Below are 18,501 nucleotides of genomic sequence, written 5' to 3'. Positions count from 1 at the left end.
ACTGCTCGCGCAGTCGGATTTTTTTAGGATGCGGGTTCGACCTTCTCGATTCCCGCCTTGATGGCTTGTACCGACGCATCAAACTTCTGTTGTTCTTCGTCCGTCAATTCAATCTCGATGATCTTTCGAATACCGCTCCGGTCAATCAAGGCCGGTACGCCGATATGCACGTCACTCGCCCCGTATTCGCCGTCTAAGTGGGCGCCAATCGTCACGACAGAGTTTTCATTTCGCACGATGGCCCTAATGATGCGAAGCAAACCGACCCCAATCGCATAGTAGGCAGCGTTCTTATGCTCAATGATTTGATAGGCGGCGTTTCGTACCTCTGTATAGATGGCTTCCAAGTGTTCAAACTGATACTTTTCATTTTCAGCTAACAGTTCATCGATACTCTTCCCATAGATGCGGGCGTTATGCCACGCGACAAATCCGGTATCGCCATGTTCGCCCATGTAGTAGGCATGACAGTTCCGTGATGACAGTTCGAAATAGTCTCCAAGTTTGTAGCGGAGTCGTGCCGTATCCAGCACGGTGCCTGAACCGATAACGCGTTCTTTCGGTAAGCCCGATGCTTTCCAGGCGACGTGCGCCACCACATCGACCGGGTTCGTAGCGACGACTAAGATACCGTCGAATCCGCTCTTCATCAAGTCTTCTGTCACGGTGCGGACGACCTTGGCGTTTTGGTCGACGAGGTCCATCCGCGTCTGACCCGGCTTTTGTGCTGCCCCTGCCGTGATGACGACAATGTCTGCGTCTTTACAATCCGAGTAATCACCTGCCCAAATCCGGACCGGTGTCGGGGCGAAGGAGATGCCGTGATTGAGGTCCATCGCCTCCCCTTCCGCCTTGGCATGGTTCGAGTCGATTAAGACGAGCTCTTCACAAAGGGCAGCCGTCGATAATTGATAGGCAAAACTGACCCCAACCCAACCGGCACCGATGACGGCGATACGGGTGATGTCTTTTGGGTCAATATAATCTTTATCCAGAATATGTGACATATAAATCCTTCCTTTCCATGAATCATTCTCTTGTTTAGCATACCCTACATACGGGATAGACATAACAAAAAACGGACCCCTTTTTTTAAGGAGTCCGTCCTTTAAACGATTTATCCAATCGAACCTTCCATCTCGAACTTGATGAGACGGTTCATTTCGACCGCATATTCCATTGGCAATTCTTTTGTGAATGGCTCGATGAAGCCCATGACGATCATTTCTGTCGCTTCTTCTTCCGAGATTCCACGGCTCATGAGGTAGAAGAGTTGCTCTTCTGACACTTTTGAGACTTTCGCTTCGTGCTCGAGTGAGACTTGGTCGTTCAAGATTTCGTTGTACGGAATTGTATCTGACGTCGACTCGTTGTCCATGATAAGCGTGTCACACTCGATGTTCGAGCGTGCGCCCTTCGCCTTACGGCCGAAGTGGACGATACCACGGTATGATACTTTTCCGCCTTGTTTCGAAATCGATTTCGAGACGATTGACGACGACGTGTTCGGTGCGAGGTGAATCATTTTCGCTCCAGCGTCTTGGTGCTGTCCTTTACCAGCAAGGGCGATCGAGAGTGTCATCCCACGTGCGCCTTCCCCTTTCAAGATGACAGCCGGGTATTTCATCGTGAGTTTCGATCCGATGTTTCCATCGATCCACTCCATCGATCCACCCGCTTCACAGACTGCACGTTTCGTTACCAAGTTGTAGACGTTGTTCGCCCAGTTTTGGATTGTCGTGTAACGGCAGTATGCATCTTTGTTGACGAAAATCTCAACGACCGCTGAGTGAAGCGAGTTCGTTGTGTAAACCGGTGCCGTACATCCTTCAACGTAATGAACCGATGCGCCTTCGTCGACGATGATGAGCGTACGCTCGAACTGCCCCATGTTTTCCGAGTTGATACGGAAGTAGGCTTGGAGTGGTTGCTCGAGTTTCACGCCTTTTGGTACGTAGATGAACGAGCCACCCGACCAAACTGCTGAGTTGAGGGCCGAAAACTTGTTGTCCGTCGGCGGGATCAACTTCCCGAAGTACTCTTTGAAGATCTCTTCGTCTTCTTTGAGTGCTGTGTCTGTATCTTTGAAGATGACGCCTCTTTCTTCGAAGTCTTCTTGCATGCTGTGGTAAACAACCTCAGACTCATACTGAGCCGAGACACCGGCCAAGTATTTTTGCTCTGCTTCTGGGATACCGAGCTTGTCAAACGTACGTTTGATTTCTTCCGGTACCTCGTCCCATGAGCGTTCTGTCTTCTCAGATGGTTTGACATAGTAAGTGATTTCATCGAAATCAAGTGCCGAGAGGTCTCCGCCCCATGTCGGCATCGCCATCTTGTTGAAGTGATCCAACGACTTCAAACGGAAGTCGAGCATCCATTGTGGCTCTTCTTTCATGCGCGAGATCGTCTCTACGATTTCTGTCGTCAAGCCGCGGCCTGAACGGAAAATCGAAACGTCCCGATCATGGAAGCCATATTTATAATCGCCAATTTCCGGCATGTTCTTTGCCATATCGGTCTCCTCCTTCTCCTTATGCGTCCTCGTCTACTCCTTTTTCAAGCGCTTTCCACGCGAGCGTGGCACACTTGATTCGAGCCGGGAATTTCGATACGCCTGAGAGCGCCTCGATATCACCGAGGTCAAACGTATCCGTGTCGTACTCTTTGCCTTGAACCATTTCAGAGAAGATGTTGGCGAGTTGAAGCGCCTCTTCTACTGTTTTCCCTTTAACGATTTGGGTCATCATCGATGCCGAGGCGAGACTGATGGAGCAGCCTTCCCCTTCAAACTTCGCATCTTTGACGATGTCGTCTTCGACTTGTAGTTGAAGTCGAAGTGAGTCCCCACACGTCGGGTTGTTCAAGTCCACCGTCACGCCATCTTCGATGACACCACGGTTTCTTGGGTTTTTATAGTGATCCATGATGACCTGTCGGTACAACATGTCGAGATTATTAAAACTCATAATTGAAATACTCCTTCGTTTGACGTAATCCTTCGATGAAGCGGTCGACTTCTTCTTTTGTATTGTACAAATAGAAGCTCGCCCGTGCCGTCGATGATTGCTTCAAAAGACGCATGAGTGGTTGTGCACAGTGGTGACCGGCACGAACCGCGATGCCTTGCATATCGAGAACGGTCGCGAGGTCGTGCGCGTGCACGTCCTTCAAGTTGAACGTGACGAGACCGACGCGATCTTCAGGACCGTAAATCTCAATCCCATCAATCGTTTTCATCTGCTCGATCGCATAAGTTGCGAGTTCACGTTCGTGTGCTTCGACGTTCTCAAGACCGATTTCTTCTAAGAAATCGATGGCTGCCGCAAGTCCGACCGCCCCGGCGATAATCGGTGTACCCGCTTCGAAGCGATACGGGATGTCTTTCCACGTCGATTCATATAAATCGACATAGTCGATCATCTCGCCACCGAACTCGACCGGCTCCATGTTTTTGAGAAGCTGTTTCTTCCCGTATAAGACACCGATTCCAGTTGGTCCGAGCATCTTATGCCCAGAAAAGGCGAGGAAATCACAATCGAGCGCTTGGACATCAAGTTTACGATGCGGTGCACTCTGTGCGGCATCGACGACCATGACGGCACCCAACTCATGCGCAAGTCGAGTGACTTCGGCAATCGGGTTGATTGTACCGAGCACGTTCGAGACGTGACTCATCGCGACGATTTTTGTACGATCCGATAAGACCGCTTGAACCGCATCGAGTGTGACACGTCCATCCGGCGTAAGTTCGACATATCGAAGCGTTGCGCCTTTTCGCTTGGCGAGTTGTTGCCACGGGATTAAGTTCGCATGGTGTTCCATCGGAGTGAGGACGATTTCGTCGCCTGCACCGACATTCGCATCCCCGTAGCTCGACGCGACCAAGTTGATCGCCGTGGTCGTTCCACGAGTGAAAATGATTTCTTCAGGAACCGCCGCATGGATGAAAGAGCGGACGCGTTCGCGTGCTCCTTCATATGCATCCGTCGCTTGCGTCCCGAGCGTATGGACGCCACGATGCACGTTCGAATGGTTGCGACGATAATAGTCCTCGATCGCCTCGATGACAGCGAGCGGCTTTTGTGAGCTCGCCGCGCTATCAAGATAAACGAGCGGGTGTCCATTGATTTCCTGATCTAAAATCGGAAACTGTTCACGAATCGAGGCGTTCAACATCTTAACGTACTTTCCCTTCGATGACTTCGCGGAGACGGTCTTTGACCGAATCGATTGCGAGTTCTTCGACGACAGGCGTCAAGAATCCGTGAATGATTAAACGCTCTGCCTCTTGGCGAGACAATCCACGGCTCATCAAGTAGTACAATTGAACATCATCGACACGACCGACCGATGCTGCGTGACCTGCCATTACGTCATCTTCATCGATGAGAAGAATCGGGTTGGCATCACCACGTGCTTTTTCAGAGAGCATCAAGACGCGCTCTGTTTGTACACCGTTCGATTTTGACGCACCGTGGTGAATCATCGATGTCCCGCTGAAGATCGCAGTCGCTGCGTCTTTTTGAACACCGTGAATCATGATGAACCCTTCAGATGCTTTCCCGAAGTGGTCGGTACGGATGTTGAAGTTTTGTTTTTGTGCACCGCGACCGATCGTCACAGCTTTTGTATCCGAATACGTGTTGTCACCGACGAGGTGAGTCTTCGTCTCGACGACCGAGTTCCCGTCGTTCATGTGACCGAGCGCCCAATCGAGGCGACCGTTCGCATAGACGACACCGCGACGGTTCATGAACGTGAGTGCTGACTCAGCGAGCTGATCGACACCACCGAAGACGACTTTCGCGTTCTCTCCAGCGAACACTTCAGTCACGACGTTGACCGTGTGCGGTTCGTTCGTACCAGAAAGGAAGTTTTCGATGTATGTCACTTCACTGCCTTCGTCTGCGACGAGGATCGTGTGGTGATAGAGGGCGCCGTTCGCCTGTTCCATCGTGAAGATCGCTTGGAGCGGATCTTTTAATTGCGTGTTTTTCGGTACATAGATAAACGCACCACCATTTGTGAGGGCAGCATTTAACGCCGAAAGACGCTCTTCATCGACACGTACGCCTTCTGTCATGAAATATTTCTCAACGAGCTCAGGATGTTGCTCCATCGCTTCTTTGATTCCCATAAATAAGACGCCTTCTGGCATCGATAATTCGTTATAGACGATATGACCGTTGCGTTCAACGAGCACGTTTGTCCGGTGGTCTCCGAGAAGTGATTCGATGTCTGCTGTCAAACCGTCTTTCGTTTCGAGTTCGACATCTCCCGCTGTGAAGTCCCACTTATCGATCTTAATCTTTTCAACTTTTGGCAAAGCAAGTGTCGGCGCAAGTTCTGCTGCCTCTTTACGACGGTTGACCATCCATGCTGGTCCACCGAGCGCTTCTGCACGTGCCGACAACGCTTGTGCATCCAATTCAAATTGTACGGTCATCGTACAGCCTCCTTACACTTCTGTGTCTACTGTCATTCCAAGTTCTTGCTTCACCCAGTCGTAACCTTCTGCCTCGAGTCGTTGTGCGAGCTCTTTACCACCAGACAAGACGATTTTCCCGTCCATCATGATGTGTACAAAATCTGGCTCAATATAGTTGAGGAGACGTTGGTAGTGCGTGATGATCAAGCAACCAAACTCTTCTGAGCGCATTTCGTTTACACCTTTTGCGACAACTTTCAGAGCATCGATATCAAGTCCAGAGTCGATTTCATCCAAGATGGCGATGTTCGGTTGAATCATCATCATTTGAAGAATTTCGTTACGTTTCTTCTCACCACCTGAGAATCCTTCGTTTAAGTAACGGTGTGCCATTTCAGAAGGGATTTCGAGAAGCCCCATCTTCGTATCGAGTTCACGGATGAACTTCATGAGCGAGATTTCTTGACCTTCTTCACGACGTGAGTTGATTGCTGAACGCAAGAAGTCCGCGTTTGTGACACCGCTGATTTCAGCCGGGTACTGCATCGCAAGGAACATCCCTGCTTGTGCGCGCTCGTCGACTTCCATCTCGAGGACATCTTCGCCGTTTAATTCGACGCTTCCCCCAGTGACCTCATAAAGTGGATGGCCCATGAGTGCTGATGCGAGTGTTGATTTACCAGTCCCGTTCGGACCCATGATGGCATGAATTTCGCCACCTTTAATTTCTAGGTTAAGACCTTTGACAATCTCTTTTCCTTCGATTGAGACGCGGAGGTCATCAATTTTCATTTGTGGTACGTTAGACATTCGGATACCCCTTCCGTATTTTCTTGCCAAATTGTTTGGCGTAGATTAGATATATTCTAATCTTAGACTAGTCGATTTTTTATTTCAAGCGACTCACCTTACGATTCATTCTCAATAGAATGATAAAAGTTGAGAATGCTAATAGTAGGAAATCAAGACATTAGCCGGCAGTCTCCTCCATGAGTGCGAGAACAGCTTTTCGTTCTCGTACAGCAGCGGCGAAGAAGAAGGAACCGCATCCTGTCAATATCGCCAAACTACCGAATACCGGAAGCGAAGATTGACCAAACGTATCGAGTAACATGCCCCCGATAATCGGCCCAATCGTCTGTCCGAGCGACGTCAATCCCATCGCTCCAAAATAAGTTCCCCGCAAATGTTCCGGCGCAAGTTCATCCGTTAAGACGTCCGTCATCGTGAACATCAACACTTCACCGACCGTGAAAATGACCATTGCGACAAAGAGGACCCATTCCACTGTAGCGAATCCAATCAACAACAGCCCGAACGACAGTGTCGAGATGCCGAAAAAGAGCGATTTGATCGGGGAGACACGAATCCCGAAACGCATAATCGGATACTGGACGATGAGGACCGTGATGGCGTTCGTCGTCAATAAGTAAGCAAATAATCTTGAGCCGTCTTCTAACCCATCACTCAGCGCAATGAATTGAGGAAGTGTCGAATTGAACTGACTGTAACCGATGATTGCAAAAATCATACCGATGATGACCGCCCGAAACGTCCGATCGTCCCGTAAGACGCGGAATGTCTCCGTCAGGCGCGGACGTACCTTTACTCCATCCCCTTCTTCAAACGGATATTTATAGAATAAGAATGAGATGATCATGCCGTATATGATGTAGACGGCGGTCACGACAAAAAAGGCGGTCTTCACACCAGTTAGTGACAACACGACTGCTAACAGTGGTCCGATGGCTGCGGCGATGTTGATCATAAAGTAACGGACGTTATAGACGATGACTCGCTCTTCTGCCTGGGTCGTGTCACTGATGAGTGCACGTGAAGCCGGTTCTAGAAAAGAGCGTGACATCCCCATCAAAATCGATAGCATGTAAAACCAAAATAGCTCTGTCGCGAGCGCAAGTCCTGCGAACGTGACGGCATTGAGCACGATCCCGATGAGCATGAGCTGTTTTCGTCCATAGCGGTCAGATAGCGTCCCTCCAAAGAAACTCATGAACAGGCCCGAAAGTGCCGTCACGGCAAAAATCGTTCCAATTACACTCGCTGAAAAGCCGAGCGTGGCCAAATAAATCGCAAAAAATGGCATGACAAAAAACGTCGCCAGTCGTGCAAAAAACGTCCCGAACAAGACGCCCCACGTCAGTGGATGAATCTGTCTGAACTTCATCCAAATCCCCCCTTTTCTTTCATATATGTAGTGTACTTCTCTTCATGAAAGAACACTAGACAAAAAAGACTCAGGGGATATAACCCCTGAGCCGAGCTGATTTATTGTTGTACCGGTACGACCGCACCTTTATATTCGTCTAAGATCCATTGCTGTGTCTCTTCAGACGTCAACACTTCGAGGAGTGCCTTGACGCGCTCATCTTCTTCGTCCCCTTCACGTGTGACGATTAAGTTGACGTATGGTGAATCTTCCCCTTCAAGTGCGATGGCATCTTCAAGCGGGTTGAGACCTGCGTCAATCGCATAGTTCGTATTGATAAGGACCGCATCGCCTTCTCCATTTTTAAATGCCGTTGTGAGTAAAGTCGCTTCTACGTCCGTCTTGAACTCTAAGTCTTTCGGATTGTCAACGATATCAGATACTGTCGCATCGACTGTTTTGCCTTCTGCGAGTGTGATGAGTCCTTCTGATTGGAGCATCGTAAGAATTCGTCCGTGGTCAGCGACCGATGAACTCATGATGATTTCTGCCCCTTCCGGAAGTTCATCGAGCGATTTGTAAGTTTGTGAGTAGACCCCGATCGGCTCGATGTGGACGCCACCCGCTGAGGCAAATTTGTAATCTTTGTTTTCAGTCATTTGTGACTTGAGGTACGGCTCATGTTGGAAGTAGTTCGCATCGAGCTCCCCGCTCGCGAGCGTCTTGTTCGGAAGTACGTAGTCTTGGAACTTCTTGATTTCAAGCTTGTACCCTTTTGCCTCATATTCTTCTTGGACGTGCTCTAAAATCTCAGCGTGCGGTACGTTCGATGCACCGACGATCAATGTTTTTTCATCGCCAGACCCCGAGTCTGCCTCTTCTCCGCCGCAAGCCGCGAGAACCGTGAATGCTGATAAAGCTGTCAATCCGAGTACTGTTTTCCAAGTTTTCATAATGAATCCCTCCAAATAATATATGTTGTATTAAGCTGAACGTTTATCAATTTTTGTAACGAGTCGGTCACCGATGAACTGGATGACGAACACGATCAACAAGATGAGCACCGTCGCCACGAACGTGACGTCGTTTTGTGAACGCTGGAACCCTTCCAAATAGGCCAAGTTCCCGAGACCGCCGCCTCCGACGACTCCGGCCATCGCCGTATAGCCGACGATTGCAACGATGGTCACTGTAATCCCGGAGACGAGCGCCGGGAGTGCTTCAGGAATTAACACTTTATAGATGATTTGCCATTTCGTCGCTCCCATCGACTCTGCTGCCTCGATGACCCCTCGGTCTACTTCGCGAAGCGCAAGTTCGACCATTCGAGCATAGAACGGTGCCGCGCCGATGATGAGCGCCGGAAGCGCCGCCGTCGAACCGAGCATCGTATCGAGTAAGAACAGCGTGAACGGGATGAGTAAGATAATCAAAATGATGAACGGGATCGAACGGAACACGTTGACGATTGCGCTGACAAAGACGTAAATCGGACGATTCTTCAATAATAGCGATTCGTTTGTAATATAGAGAACCAAACCTAAAGCGAGTCCGATCACAAACGTCGCCACACCTGCGACGAGCGTCATATATAACGTCTCCCAAGTCTGCTCCATCATAATTTGCCAATCTACGTTAGGAAACATCGCTTTCCACCTCCACTTCTACGGATTGCGAACGAATCGACGCGATGGCGCGTTCGATTTCACTTGCTTCCCCAATCAGTTGGATGAATAGCGTACCGAGCGCACCGACTTGTGACTGGGTCACGTTCCCACCGATAATGTTGAATCCGATGTCATGTGTTTTAAGAACGTCAGACAAAATTGGTTGTTCTGCCGTCTCGTTCAAGAATTTCAATTTGACGATTTGACCGCTCGGATACCGTTCCTTCAAATGTTCGAACGTGAGCGATAGATCGTCGACCGCTCCGATTTGTTTGACGAACTCTTTCGTGATCGGTTGTTTCGGATGTTGGAACACGTCCGAGACTTGACCCGTCTCGACGACTTTTCCTGCTTCCATCACGGCGACTCGGTGACAGATCTTTTGAATCACGTGCATCTCATGCGTGATGAGGACAATCGTCAATCCGAGTTTCTTATTGATACTGACGAGCAGTTCGAGAATCGAATCCGTCGTCTTCGGGTCGAGTGCACTCGTTGCTTCGTCACAGAGGAGCACCTCTGGGTTTGTGGCGAGCGCGCGTGCGATCCCGACTCGCTGCTTTTGACCGCCCGATAATTGTGACGGATAGCTGTCCTCGCGACCGGCCAATCCAACGAGTTCGACGAGTTCTTGAACCCGACGTTTCCGCTCACTTGCCGGCACCCCAATCAGCTCGAGCGGAAAACTGATATTTTCTGCGACCGTACGCGACCATAGAAGGTTAAAGTGTTGGAAGACCATCGAGACGTTTTTACGGACACCTCGTAATTCTTTCGGGCTGAGTTTCGTCAGCTCGCTCCCGGCAACTTCGATTTCACCGCTTGATGGTGATTCGAGACGATTGAGCAATCGGATGAGCGTTGACTTCCCTGCCCCTGAATATCCGATTATTCCAAAAATTTCACCGCGATCAATCGTTAGTGATACATCATCAACCGCCTGGACACGACCATTTTTCGTATCGAACCATTTGGCGACGTTTCGTAATTGAATCAATATATTTCCCTCCTGACAACAAAAAAAGCGCACACGTTTGAGCAAACGTGCGCACTTTATCGTACGGACAACGATTGCTCTCATCTTTCAAGGTTTTCACCTTGCTGGAATTAGCACCATTTCGGATTACTCCGCGGTTGCTGGGCGTCATAGGGCCAGTCCCTCAGCCTCTCTTGATAAGAGTGTTGTATATTCGATTAGCTTTATCATAGCGACAGCTTTTTCTGCTGTCAAATCCTTTTTTCAAAAAATTAAAAAAAGGTGCCGTCCGAGGACGACACAGAACGTAGCACCTTGAGTCACGGAAGGACAGCCCATAGATGAGAATCTTTTGCCCGTTCAAGAATTCCACCCTTACATGGGGGAGATTCACCAATCACCACTCAATCTTAGCTTGGACCGTGCGATTATACGAAACGTCTCTCTTCGCTTGATTTTTTTGGGGGACAATCGAAGGGAAGACTGACGTGTATTCGTGTAAAGTGTAGCAGCGGCTTCGCTAAAACGTCTTGATGTCGGGAATATCGCGTCCTATTTTGTGTTCAAGTAAGATGTTGTAATGAATATACCATTCGTGAACTTTCTGTGTCAACTGATTATTTAAAATTTTCAGATTATTCTAATGTTCCTCTCTTACTTCATGAAAGAGAGGACGTGTTGCACATTTTGAAACGCGTAAAGACGATCTCGCACCTTGCCGTTTTCAAGCTTCAATAGTGCCGGAACACTCATCACCTGATATGCTTCGAGCTCTTTTGGGATATAGTTCGCATCCCGCTTTTCAATTTTAATGTCAGGGTCGACCGCTTCGACGACCGTCAACATTTTCTCCGCCACAGCGCATGTACCACACATCGGGGCGTATATATATAAGTATCCGTCTGTAATCATTCTTCTCACCTCTCCTGTCATTATAATGGGCGATGGATTCTCATTCAAAAATCGTGCTCTGTTGAAATTTTAGAATATTCTTCTATCTCGTGTTTGAACGAGCGACGCTCATCAAATCCGATCACTACCGCCTCGACTTCGAGTAAACAAAAAAACGGCTTCTCCGATTCGGGAGAGGCCGGTTTTGATTATCCTTGAATCATCGCTTCGTATTCTTCCGCAGACATGAGTTTGTCGAGGTCTGACTCTTCCGTCAATTCGACTTCGACCATCCATGCGTTTTCAAACGGTGACTCGTTGACGAGTTCTGGAGAATCCGCGAGGTCCTCGTTCACTGCTGTGATGCGTCCTGATACCGGTGCATACAACTCAGAGACCGTCTTCACTGATTCGACCGAACCGAATGGCTCGTCGAGCAAAATTGTACCATCGACTTCTGGGAGTTCGACAAACACGATATCCCCTAGCTCGCTCTGTGCGAAATCCGTGATGCCGATGCGGGCTTTCGTTCCGTTGACTTCTACCCATTCATGTTCTTTTGAATAACGTAAATTTGCTGGTACTTTGCTCATCCTAACTTCCCCCTCAAATAAATTAGACTCACATCTGTATTATAGCACTTAGCCCCAAACGTCCGTAAAGGACTTTTCTGAAAATCCGACGGTCGTTTTTTCACCATTTGTGACGATTGGTCGCTTCAAAAGCATACCATTGCTCGTTAATAACTCGAGTTGTTCGTCTTCTGATAAATGTGGCAACTTGTCTTTAATTCCTTCATTCCGGTAAACTTGCCCGCTCGTGTTGAAGAATTTCTTGAGCGGTAAATCCGATTGCTTCCATAAATCAGCGAGTTCTTCTTTCGTCGGCGTCGATTCGACGATATGGACGTATGTATAATCGATGCCTTGCTCTTTCAACCATTTTTCTGCTTTTTTGCACGTACTGCATGGTGGATAGCCGTATAGTGTCACCATCTGTTCATCACCTCTCTCATCAATGTAGCATATTCTGAGAAATCAATTCACGTCTCAAGCAACCGCTCAATCTCTCGCTTCATCGTCGTGTTGACAACATGTCGCTCTTCGATAAAACGTAAGATGGCCGACGCCGCGACGCCTGATCTACCATATCCTAATACCCCGCCCAACAGGAAAGAAATCATCTGCGGATGTCTCGACTCGACCCGACGTGTCGGGTTGAAGGCGTCGCCTTGTTTACCGATTGCTTTCAAGACATTTTGAACGGCTGCGACTTGAATGAGCTCGAATCCGGCAAGCGTCTCCCCTCGACGTTCGCGTAACAAGCCCACATATAGATTCGTCAATGCTTCTTCGTAGTAATAAGAGGATGCATGACGCTCGATAGCGAGGTCCGGTGTCGCGAACACATCTAGCGCCTCATCACGTCTCCAAACGACGCGCCCCGGCGTGTAAGCGATTGTCGCGAGTTCGTGCACTTCAAAGACGGCAAATTCCCCATAAATACCATCGTGATACATGATTTTATGCCCGTCTTTCGTATTTTGGAACTGATAGTGAAGCGGTTCGACTTCGAGCCAGTCAAGTCGGTCAATAAAGCGTGCCTTATGCCCGTCCTCGACAATCAAAAAGAAATCGAGGTCGGAATAATCATCTAGCCGTTCTGTCTCTTGTCCAATCGATCCTAATGCAAGCAACATGAGCGTGCCGTCATGTTCGGCAACGGACCGTCCAATTCGCTCCATCCGGTCGAGTAATACATCTCGTCTTTTCATCGTCTCTCCCCCTCGTCTCTATTGTACGTGGCAGAGCTCAAAAAAAGAAAGGGCCGACCGCGTCCGGTCCACCCTTTCTGTCAATTTGATTAGACGATAAACTTATTCGCTTTGATGAGGCTCGCTGCGACTTCACGCTTCGTACCGATCACATTGATTGGCTGGTAGCGGCTGAACTTTTTCATCGCCGAGAGAAGCATACGCTGCTCGTCACCAGACGCCGCTGCGTACAACACTTCTTTCGCCATGAGTTCGACTTGTTTGAATACTTGCTCCGCAAAAATTTCTGTGTAGCGGACTTTGAGCGTGTTCTTCTCTTCGCCTGTACGTGCGATCGCTTTGTCTGTACGAGCGATGGCTGCTTCAAGCGCGTAGATGGCACTGATCATGTCTGCGATCTTCGCCAAGATTTCTTGTTCGTTTTGAAGGTCTTGTTGATACTTCTGTACCGCTGTACCAGCGACCATCAAGTGAATTTTCTTCATGTTCGCAAGGAGCATCTTCTCACGTGCGAGCGGTGAGCCGTCCAATTCTTGTGGCATGTAGCTCATGAGCTCTTTTTGAAGTTTTTGTGCTTCTGCGAGAAGAGGCAATTCACCTTTCATCGCTTTCTTGAGAAGCGTACCTGGTACGATTAAACGGTTGATTTCGTTCGTTCCTTCGAAGATTCGGTTGATGCGTGAGTCACGGTAGAGGTTCTCGACTTCATATTCTGACATGAATCCGTATCCACCGTGGATTTGAACCGCTTCATCGACGACATAGTCGAATGTTTCAGAAGCGAACACTTTGTTGAGTGAGCATTCAATCGCGTATTCCGCGATCGCTTGTGCAACTTTCGATCCATCACGCATATTCTCGTCACCGAGTGCGTCGAGGCTGTCTTGGAACAAGCCACCTGTACGGTAGACCGAACTTTCCATCGCATAGATATTCGCTGCCATCGTTGCGAGTTTTTCTTGGATAAGCGGGAATTGACTGATCGGTGTCTTAAACTGCTTGCGCTCGTTCGCGTATTGTACCGAGAGGTCGAATGCACGTTTTGAAGACCCGACTGCTCCGACTGCGAGTTTGTAACGACCGACGTTCAAGATGTTGAAGGCGATGACGTGGCCTTTTCCGACTTCACCGAGAAGGTTGTCGACTGGTACTTCAACATCTTCAAGGATGAGCGTACGTGTCGACGATCCCTTGATTCCCATCTTCTGCTCTTCTGCGCCTGTTGAAACTCCTTTGAAGTCACGCTCGACGATGAAGGCACTGAACTTGTCGCCATCGATTTTCGCGTAGACGACGAAGACGTTTGCGAAACCAGCGTTTGTAATCCATTGCTTCTCCCCGTTCAAGACGTAGTGCGTGCCCGCCTCGTTCAAGACAGCTGTTGACTTCGCACCGAGGGCGTCAGATCCTGAGCCCGGCTCAGTGAGTGCGTAAGCTGCAATCCATTCGCCTGTCGCGAGTTTTGGCAAGTACTTGTGTTTTTGCTCTTCTGATCCGAAGAAGACGATCGGGAGCGTCCCAATCCCAACGTGTGCGCCGTAGCTGAGTGCAAACGAACGCGCTTTCGCAAAACGCTCCGTAATGATGGAAGATGAGATTTTATCAAGCTGGTAGCCACCGTACTCTTCTGGAACGTCTGCTCCGAGGAGTCCGAGCTCTCCTGCTTCTTTCAACAATTCGACAGAGAGGTCGAACTCATGTTTCTCGATGCGTCCGAGGACTGGCATGACACGGTCATCAACAAATCCTGCTGTCGTGTCCCCGATCATCTTATGCTCATCTGAAAAATCCTCTGGAGTGAAGAGACGCGCTGCGTCGAGTTCGTCAATGACGAAGCTACCGCCTTTAATCAATTCATGTTCTGTACGTTCCATATCCGATTCCCCCTTAAAGTAATTCGAAGACACCAGCCGCGCCCATACCGCCGCCGATACACATCGTGACAACCCCATACTTCTCATTGCGTCGTTTCATCTCATGCAAGATCGAGACCGAAAGTTTTGCTCCTGTACATCCAAGCGGGTGGCCGAGGGCGATAGCGCCTCCGTTCACGTTTACTTTCGACGGATCAATTCCGAGTTCCCGGATGACACCGAGTGACTGACTCGCGAACGCTTCGTTCAACTCGAACAATCCGACCTCTTCTAACTTCACACCAGCCATCTCGAGTGCTTTTGGAATGGCGACGATCGGACCGATTCCCATCACTTCCGGGCGGACACCGCCGACCGCGAACGAGAGGAACTTCGCCATCGGTTGTAACCCTTGGCGTTCTGCTTCTTCACGGTCCATAACGAGGACAGCTGCCGCTCCGTCTGAAACTTGTGAGGCGTTACCTGCCGTGACCGAACCTTTGATTTTGAACGCAGGACGGAGTTTGCCTAGCGCTTCAACCGTCGAGTCGGCACGGACACCTTCGTCATGCTTCACGACCTTCTCCACTTCAGCGACTTTTCCGTCTTCACCGAGTACGTGCTCGATGACCGTCACAGGGGCAATCTCTTCTTGGAACTTGCCACCTGCGATGGCTGCCGCCGCTTTTTGGTGACTGTTGATGGCGAATGCATCTTGGTCCTCACGCGAGATATTATATTCAGCCGCGACACGTTCTGCCGTATGACCCATGCTCATGTAGTACTCTGGTGCCGTCTCCATGATGTGTGGGTTTGGACGGATGACGTGACCACCCATCGGGACTTGGCTCATCGATTCCATACCGCCGGCGATGATTGCCGTCGCTTGACCGATCATGATTTTTGCCGCTGCATCCGCAATAGCTTGAAGGCCTGACGAGCAGTAGCGGTTGATGGTAATCGCTGGTACTTCGTGCGACAGTCCCCCCCGGACCGCCGCATAGCGAGCGATGTTCATCCCTTGCTCCGCTTCTGGCATCGCACAACCCATGATGACGTCATCAATCGGGCCTTTATATCCTGAACGCTCAAGCGTTGCCTTGATGGCATATCCCGCGAGCTCGTCCGAACGAACGTTACGGAACGAACCGCGCTTTGCTTTTCCGACCGGCGTCCGTGCGCCGGCTACGATGACTGCTTCCCTCATCTGTATTGTCCCCCTTTATCAGTTCCGTAGTGGTTTGCCTTTCACGAGCATATGTTGCATCCGTTGTTGTGACTTCGGCTCCCCGATGAGGCTCAAGAAGGCTTCACGCTCGATGTCGAGGAAGTACTGCTCGTCGACGAGTGTACCGTATGCCAAATCGCCACCGCTGATGACGTGTGCGAGTTTCTTCGCAATCTTCAAATCGTGCTCTGAAATATAACCACCATAGAACATTTCATACGCCGCGAGTTCGAGCGTCGCTTTACCCGTTTGACCGACGACCGGTAACTTCTCGCGAACGGGTGCCGTGTACCCGTCAGCCAGTTCAAGGACCGTCTGTTTCGCATCGAACGTTAAGTGGTCACGGTTCATTGAGATTCCGTCGACCGCACGGTGGTAACCGAGCGTCTTCGCATCAAATGCCGACTTCGATACTTTCGCCATCGCGATGTTCTCGAACGTCTGCTGTGCAGCCTTCTCAATGTTTTGCATCGATTTTGGCGTCTGCTCAAGGAGACGACGATACGTGTTGACGTTTCCGCCCCCACCTGGGATGAGTCCGACCCCGACTTCGACGAGACCCATGTATGTCTCAAGCGCGGCTTGCATACGCGCTGCTGGCAAGCTGATTTCCGTCCCACCACCTAGCGTCATGCCGTATGGTGCGGCGACGACCGGGCGACTTGAATAGCGAATCTTTTGAACGGCTTGTTGGAACTTGTTGATGATCCAATCGAGTTCGAACCAGTTCTCGTCTTCTGCTTCCATAAGCATCATCGCAAGGTTCGCGCCGACACAGAAGTTCTTGCCATCGTTGGCGAGGACCATCCCTTTGAAGTCTTGCTCGACACGGTCGATCGATTGTTCAATCATCTGCATGATGTCGACTCCGATTGCGTTGTTTGGTGAGGTGAATTCAAGTGCGACGACGTCATCGCCGATATCGACGAGGCGTGCCCCACCGTTCTCTAAGATGATACCGTTTGATTTTGCGAGCGGTTTGAGTTTCAATTCTTTCGGGTTGACGGTCTTCTCGACATACGCCTTCGACGCTTTATCGTAATACTGGTCTCCCTTGTAGAATGACGTATTACCTGCAGCAAGCATCTCATCGATCCATGCCGGGACGTCATAACCTTCCGCTTTCATGCGCTCGACTGATTTTTCAACACCGAGGGCATCCCACATCTCGAACGGTCCAAACTTCCAACCGAAGCCCCACTTCATCGCGTCATCGATAGCGACGATCGTATCGGCGATTTCTCCAGTGAGACGCGCCGAGTAAGCGAGCGTCTTCGCCGTGATTGGCCAGAGCAGTTGTCCGATGCGACCTTTGTTCAAGATAGCACCTTTCAATTTCGCCTTCGATCCAGGAAGTGACTTGATTTGATCGAGTTCAGCACCTGTAATCGCTTTCAATTGTTCGTATTCGAACGTCTGAAGGTTCAATTCCTGAATGACCTTGCCTTCTTTCTTATAGAAGCCCTGACCGGCCTTTTGTCCGACCCATCCTTTTTCGACGAGTTGCTTCATTTCTGCGGGAACGTCGAAGGTGTCCTTCTCTTCGCCTGATTCGAGTGTCTCATAGACGTTACCTGCCACGTGGACGAACGTGTCGATTCCGACGACGTCGAGTGTGCGGAACGTCGCAGATTTCGGACGACCGATGAGTGGACCCGTGATTGAATCCATTTCTCCGATTGAGGCGTTTTGCTTGAGCATCTCTTCGAACGTGACGAGAAGACCGTACGTCCCGATGCGGTTCCCGATGAAGTTCGGCGTGTCTTTTGCTTCGACGACACCTTTTCCGAGACGGTCTTCCGCGAAGCGTGACATGAAGTCGATGACCGGACGGGCTGTCTGCTCCGTCGGGATGAGTTCGAGCAACTTCAAGTAACGCGGTGGGTTGAAGAAGTGTGTGCCGAGGAAGCGGGATTTCAATCCTTCCGGAAGGGCACTTGCCATCGCTTCGATTGAAATCCCTGACGTGTTCGAGCTGAGGATCGCATCTTCACGGATGTAAGGTGCAATCTTCTCGAAGAGCTGTTGCTTCACATCGAGGCGCTCGACGACGACTTCGATGATCCAGTCCGCCTCTTTCAAGCGCTCCAAGTCATCCTCTAAGTTCCCGACTTCGATGAAGTTGAGGTGGTCGGCTGTCGCGAGTGGTGCTGGATTTTGTTTCAATAGCTTTTGCCGGTTTTCTGAGGCGATACGATTCCGTACTTCAGGTGACTCGAGCGTCAATCCTTTCGCTTCCTCTTTGGCTGTCAATTCACGTGGTACGATGTCGAGCATGAGCGAACGAATCCCCGCGTTCGCCAAGTGAGCCGCAATCCCCGCCCCCATTACTCCTGAACCGATGACGACCGCAAAACGAATTGAGTTCGTCAAACGGAGGTCGGTTGATTGTTCGATGTGACTCGTCATAGTGTTCCCCCCTAAAATGAGAATGAATAGTGATTCATTTCACGCGTAAAAAAAATCGCAATCACCATCGTGTTTACTCTTCTATCATAAATGAATGAACATTCA

17 protein-coding genes and 1 riboswitch are annotated in these 18,501 nt (G+C 49.8%); all 17 genes read right to left on the bottom strand.

Annotated elements, in window-relative coordinates; all coding sequences use genetic code 11:
* Nucleotides 1-23: 23 nt before the first annotated feature.
* The 17 genes from KNO96_RS09345 to KNO96_RS09265 all read right to left on the bottom strand — a co-directional run bounded on the left by KNO96_RS09345 (nt 24) and on the right by KNO96_RS09265 (nt 18,396).
* Entirely contained in the window at nt 24-1,007 is a 984-nt protein-coding gene (locus KNO96_RS09345) for an L-lactate dehydrogenase (protein WP_214703451.1), read from the bottom strand.
* Between the two features lie 110 nt (nt 1,008-1,117).
* A complete protein-coding gene (sufB, locus tag KNO96_RS09340) occupies nt 1,118-2,515 on the bottom strand; it encodes a Fe-S cluster assembly protein SufB (RefSeq protein WP_026825488.1) in 1,398 nt (465 codons plus the stop codon).
* 19 nt (nt 2,516-2,534) lie between these two features.
* Nucleotides 2,535-2,969, bottom strand: a complete 435-nt coding sequence (gene sufU, locus KNO96_RS09335; RefSeq protein WP_026825487.1) for a Fe-S cluster assembly sulfur transfer protein SufU — start codon at nt 2,967-2,969, stop codon at nt 2,535-2,537.
* A complete protein-coding gene (locus KNO96_RS09330; RefSeq protein WP_214703450.1) occupies nt 2,959-4,179 on the bottom strand; it encodes a cysteine desulfurase in 1,221 nt (406 codons plus the stop codon). The genes sufU and KNO96_RS09330 overlap by 11 nt, the downstream gene beginning before the upstream one ends.
* A gap of 1 nt (nt 4,180) precedes the next feature.
* Entirely contained in the window at nt 4,181-5,449 is a 1,269-nt protein-coding gene (gene sufD / locus KNO96_RS09325; RefSeq protein ID WP_026825485.1) for a Fe-S cluster assembly protein SufD, read from the bottom strand.
* A gap of 12 nt (nt 5,450-5,461) precedes the next feature.
* A complete protein-coding gene (gene sufC, locus KNO96_RS09320; RefSeq protein WP_214703518.1) occupies nt 5,462-6,223 on the bottom strand; it encodes a Fe-S cluster assembly ATPase SufC in 762 nt (253 codons plus the stop codon).
* A 178-nt stretch (nt 6,224-6,401) separates the two neighbouring features.
* Complete coding sequence (locus tag KNO96_RS09315; protein ID WP_214703449.1) at nt 6,402-7,616, bottom strand: MDR family MFS transporter; 1,215 nt, start codon at nt 7,614-7,616, stop codon at nt 6,402-6,404.
* A gap of 101 nt (nt 7,617-7,717) precedes the next feature.
* A complete protein-coding gene (locus KNO96_RS09310; RefSeq protein WP_214699356.1) occupies nt 7,718-8,551 on the bottom strand; it encodes a MetQ/NlpA family ABC transporter substrate-binding protein in 834 nt (277 codons plus the stop codon).
* A 30-nt stretch (nt 8,552-8,581) separates the two neighbouring features.
* Nucleotides 8,582-9,244: a methionine ABC transporter permease gene (locus KNO96_RS09305; protein WP_214703448.1), complete on the bottom strand. Its 663-nt coding sequence runs from the start codon at nt 9,242-9,244 to the stop codon at nt 8,582-8,584.
* Complete coding sequence (locus tag KNO96_RS09300; RefSeq protein ID WP_214703447.1) at nt 9,234-10,262, bottom strand: methionine ABC transporter ATP-binding protein; 1,029 nt, start codon at nt 10,260-10,262, stop codon at nt 9,234-9,236. Before KNO96_RS09300 ends, KNO96_RS09305 begins: the two co-directional genes overlap by 11 nt.
* Nucleotides 10,263-10,339: 77 nt before the next feature.
* A riboswitch (SAM riboswitch) is annotated at nt 10,340-10,445 on the bottom strand.
* 450 nt (nt 10,446-10,895) lie between these two features.
* A complete protein-coding gene (locus KNO96_RS09295; RefSeq protein WP_051545961.1) occupies nt 10,896-11,153 on the bottom strand; it encodes a thioredoxin family protein in 258 nt (85 codons plus the stop codon).
* Between the two features lie 188 nt (nt 11,154-11,341).
* Nucleotides 11,342-11,725: a glycine cleavage system protein GcvH gene (gene gcvH / locus KNO96_RS09290; RefSeq protein ID WP_026825478.1), complete on the bottom strand. Its 384-nt coding sequence runs from the start codon at nt 11,723-11,725 to the stop codon at nt 11,342-11,344.
* Between the two features lie 48 nt (nt 11,726-11,773).
* Nucleotides 11,774-12,127 carry an arsenate reductase family protein gene (locus KNO96_RS09285; protein ID WP_214703446.1) on the bottom strand — a complete coding sequence of 118 codons (354 nt, stop codon included), beginning with the start codon at nt 12,125-12,127 and terminating at the stop codon, nt 11,774-11,776.
* Between the two features lie 47 nt (nt 12,128-12,174).
* Nucleotides 12,175-12,906, bottom strand: coding sequence for a hypothetical protein (locus KNO96_RS09280; RefSeq protein ID WP_214703445.1), 732 nt, complete (start codon nt 12,904-12,906; stop codon nt 12,175-12,177).
* An 89-nt stretch (nt 12,907-12,995) separates the two neighbouring features.
* Entirely contained in the window at nt 12,996-14,780 is a 1,785-nt protein-coding gene (locus KNO96_RS09275; RefSeq protein WP_214703444.1) for an acyl-CoA dehydrogenase family protein, read from the bottom strand.
* A 13-nt stretch (nt 14,781-14,793) separates the two neighbouring features.
* Entirely contained in the window at nt 14,794-15,966 is a 1,173-nt protein-coding gene (locus KNO96_RS09270) for an acetyl-CoA C-acetyltransferase (protein WP_214699386.1), read from the bottom strand.
* 18 nt (nt 15,967-15,984) lie between these two features.
* Complete coding sequence (locus tag KNO96_RS09265; RefSeq protein WP_214703443.1) at nt 15,985-18,396, bottom strand: 3-hydroxyacyl-CoA dehydrogenase/enoyl-CoA hydratase family protein; 2,412 nt, start codon at nt 18,394-18,396, stop codon at nt 15,985-15,987.
* Between the last annotated feature and the right edge of the window lie 105 nt (nt 18,397-18,501).

Origin of the sequence: Exiguobacterium sp. s89 (assembly GCF_018617735.1) — a bacterium.
In the GTDB taxonomy this organism is placed as follows: Bacteria; Bacillota; Bacilli; order Exiguobacteriales; family Exiguobacteriaceae; genus Exiguobacterium; species Exiguobacterium marinum.
This window is presented reverse-complemented; position numbering and strand designations above follow the sequence as displayed.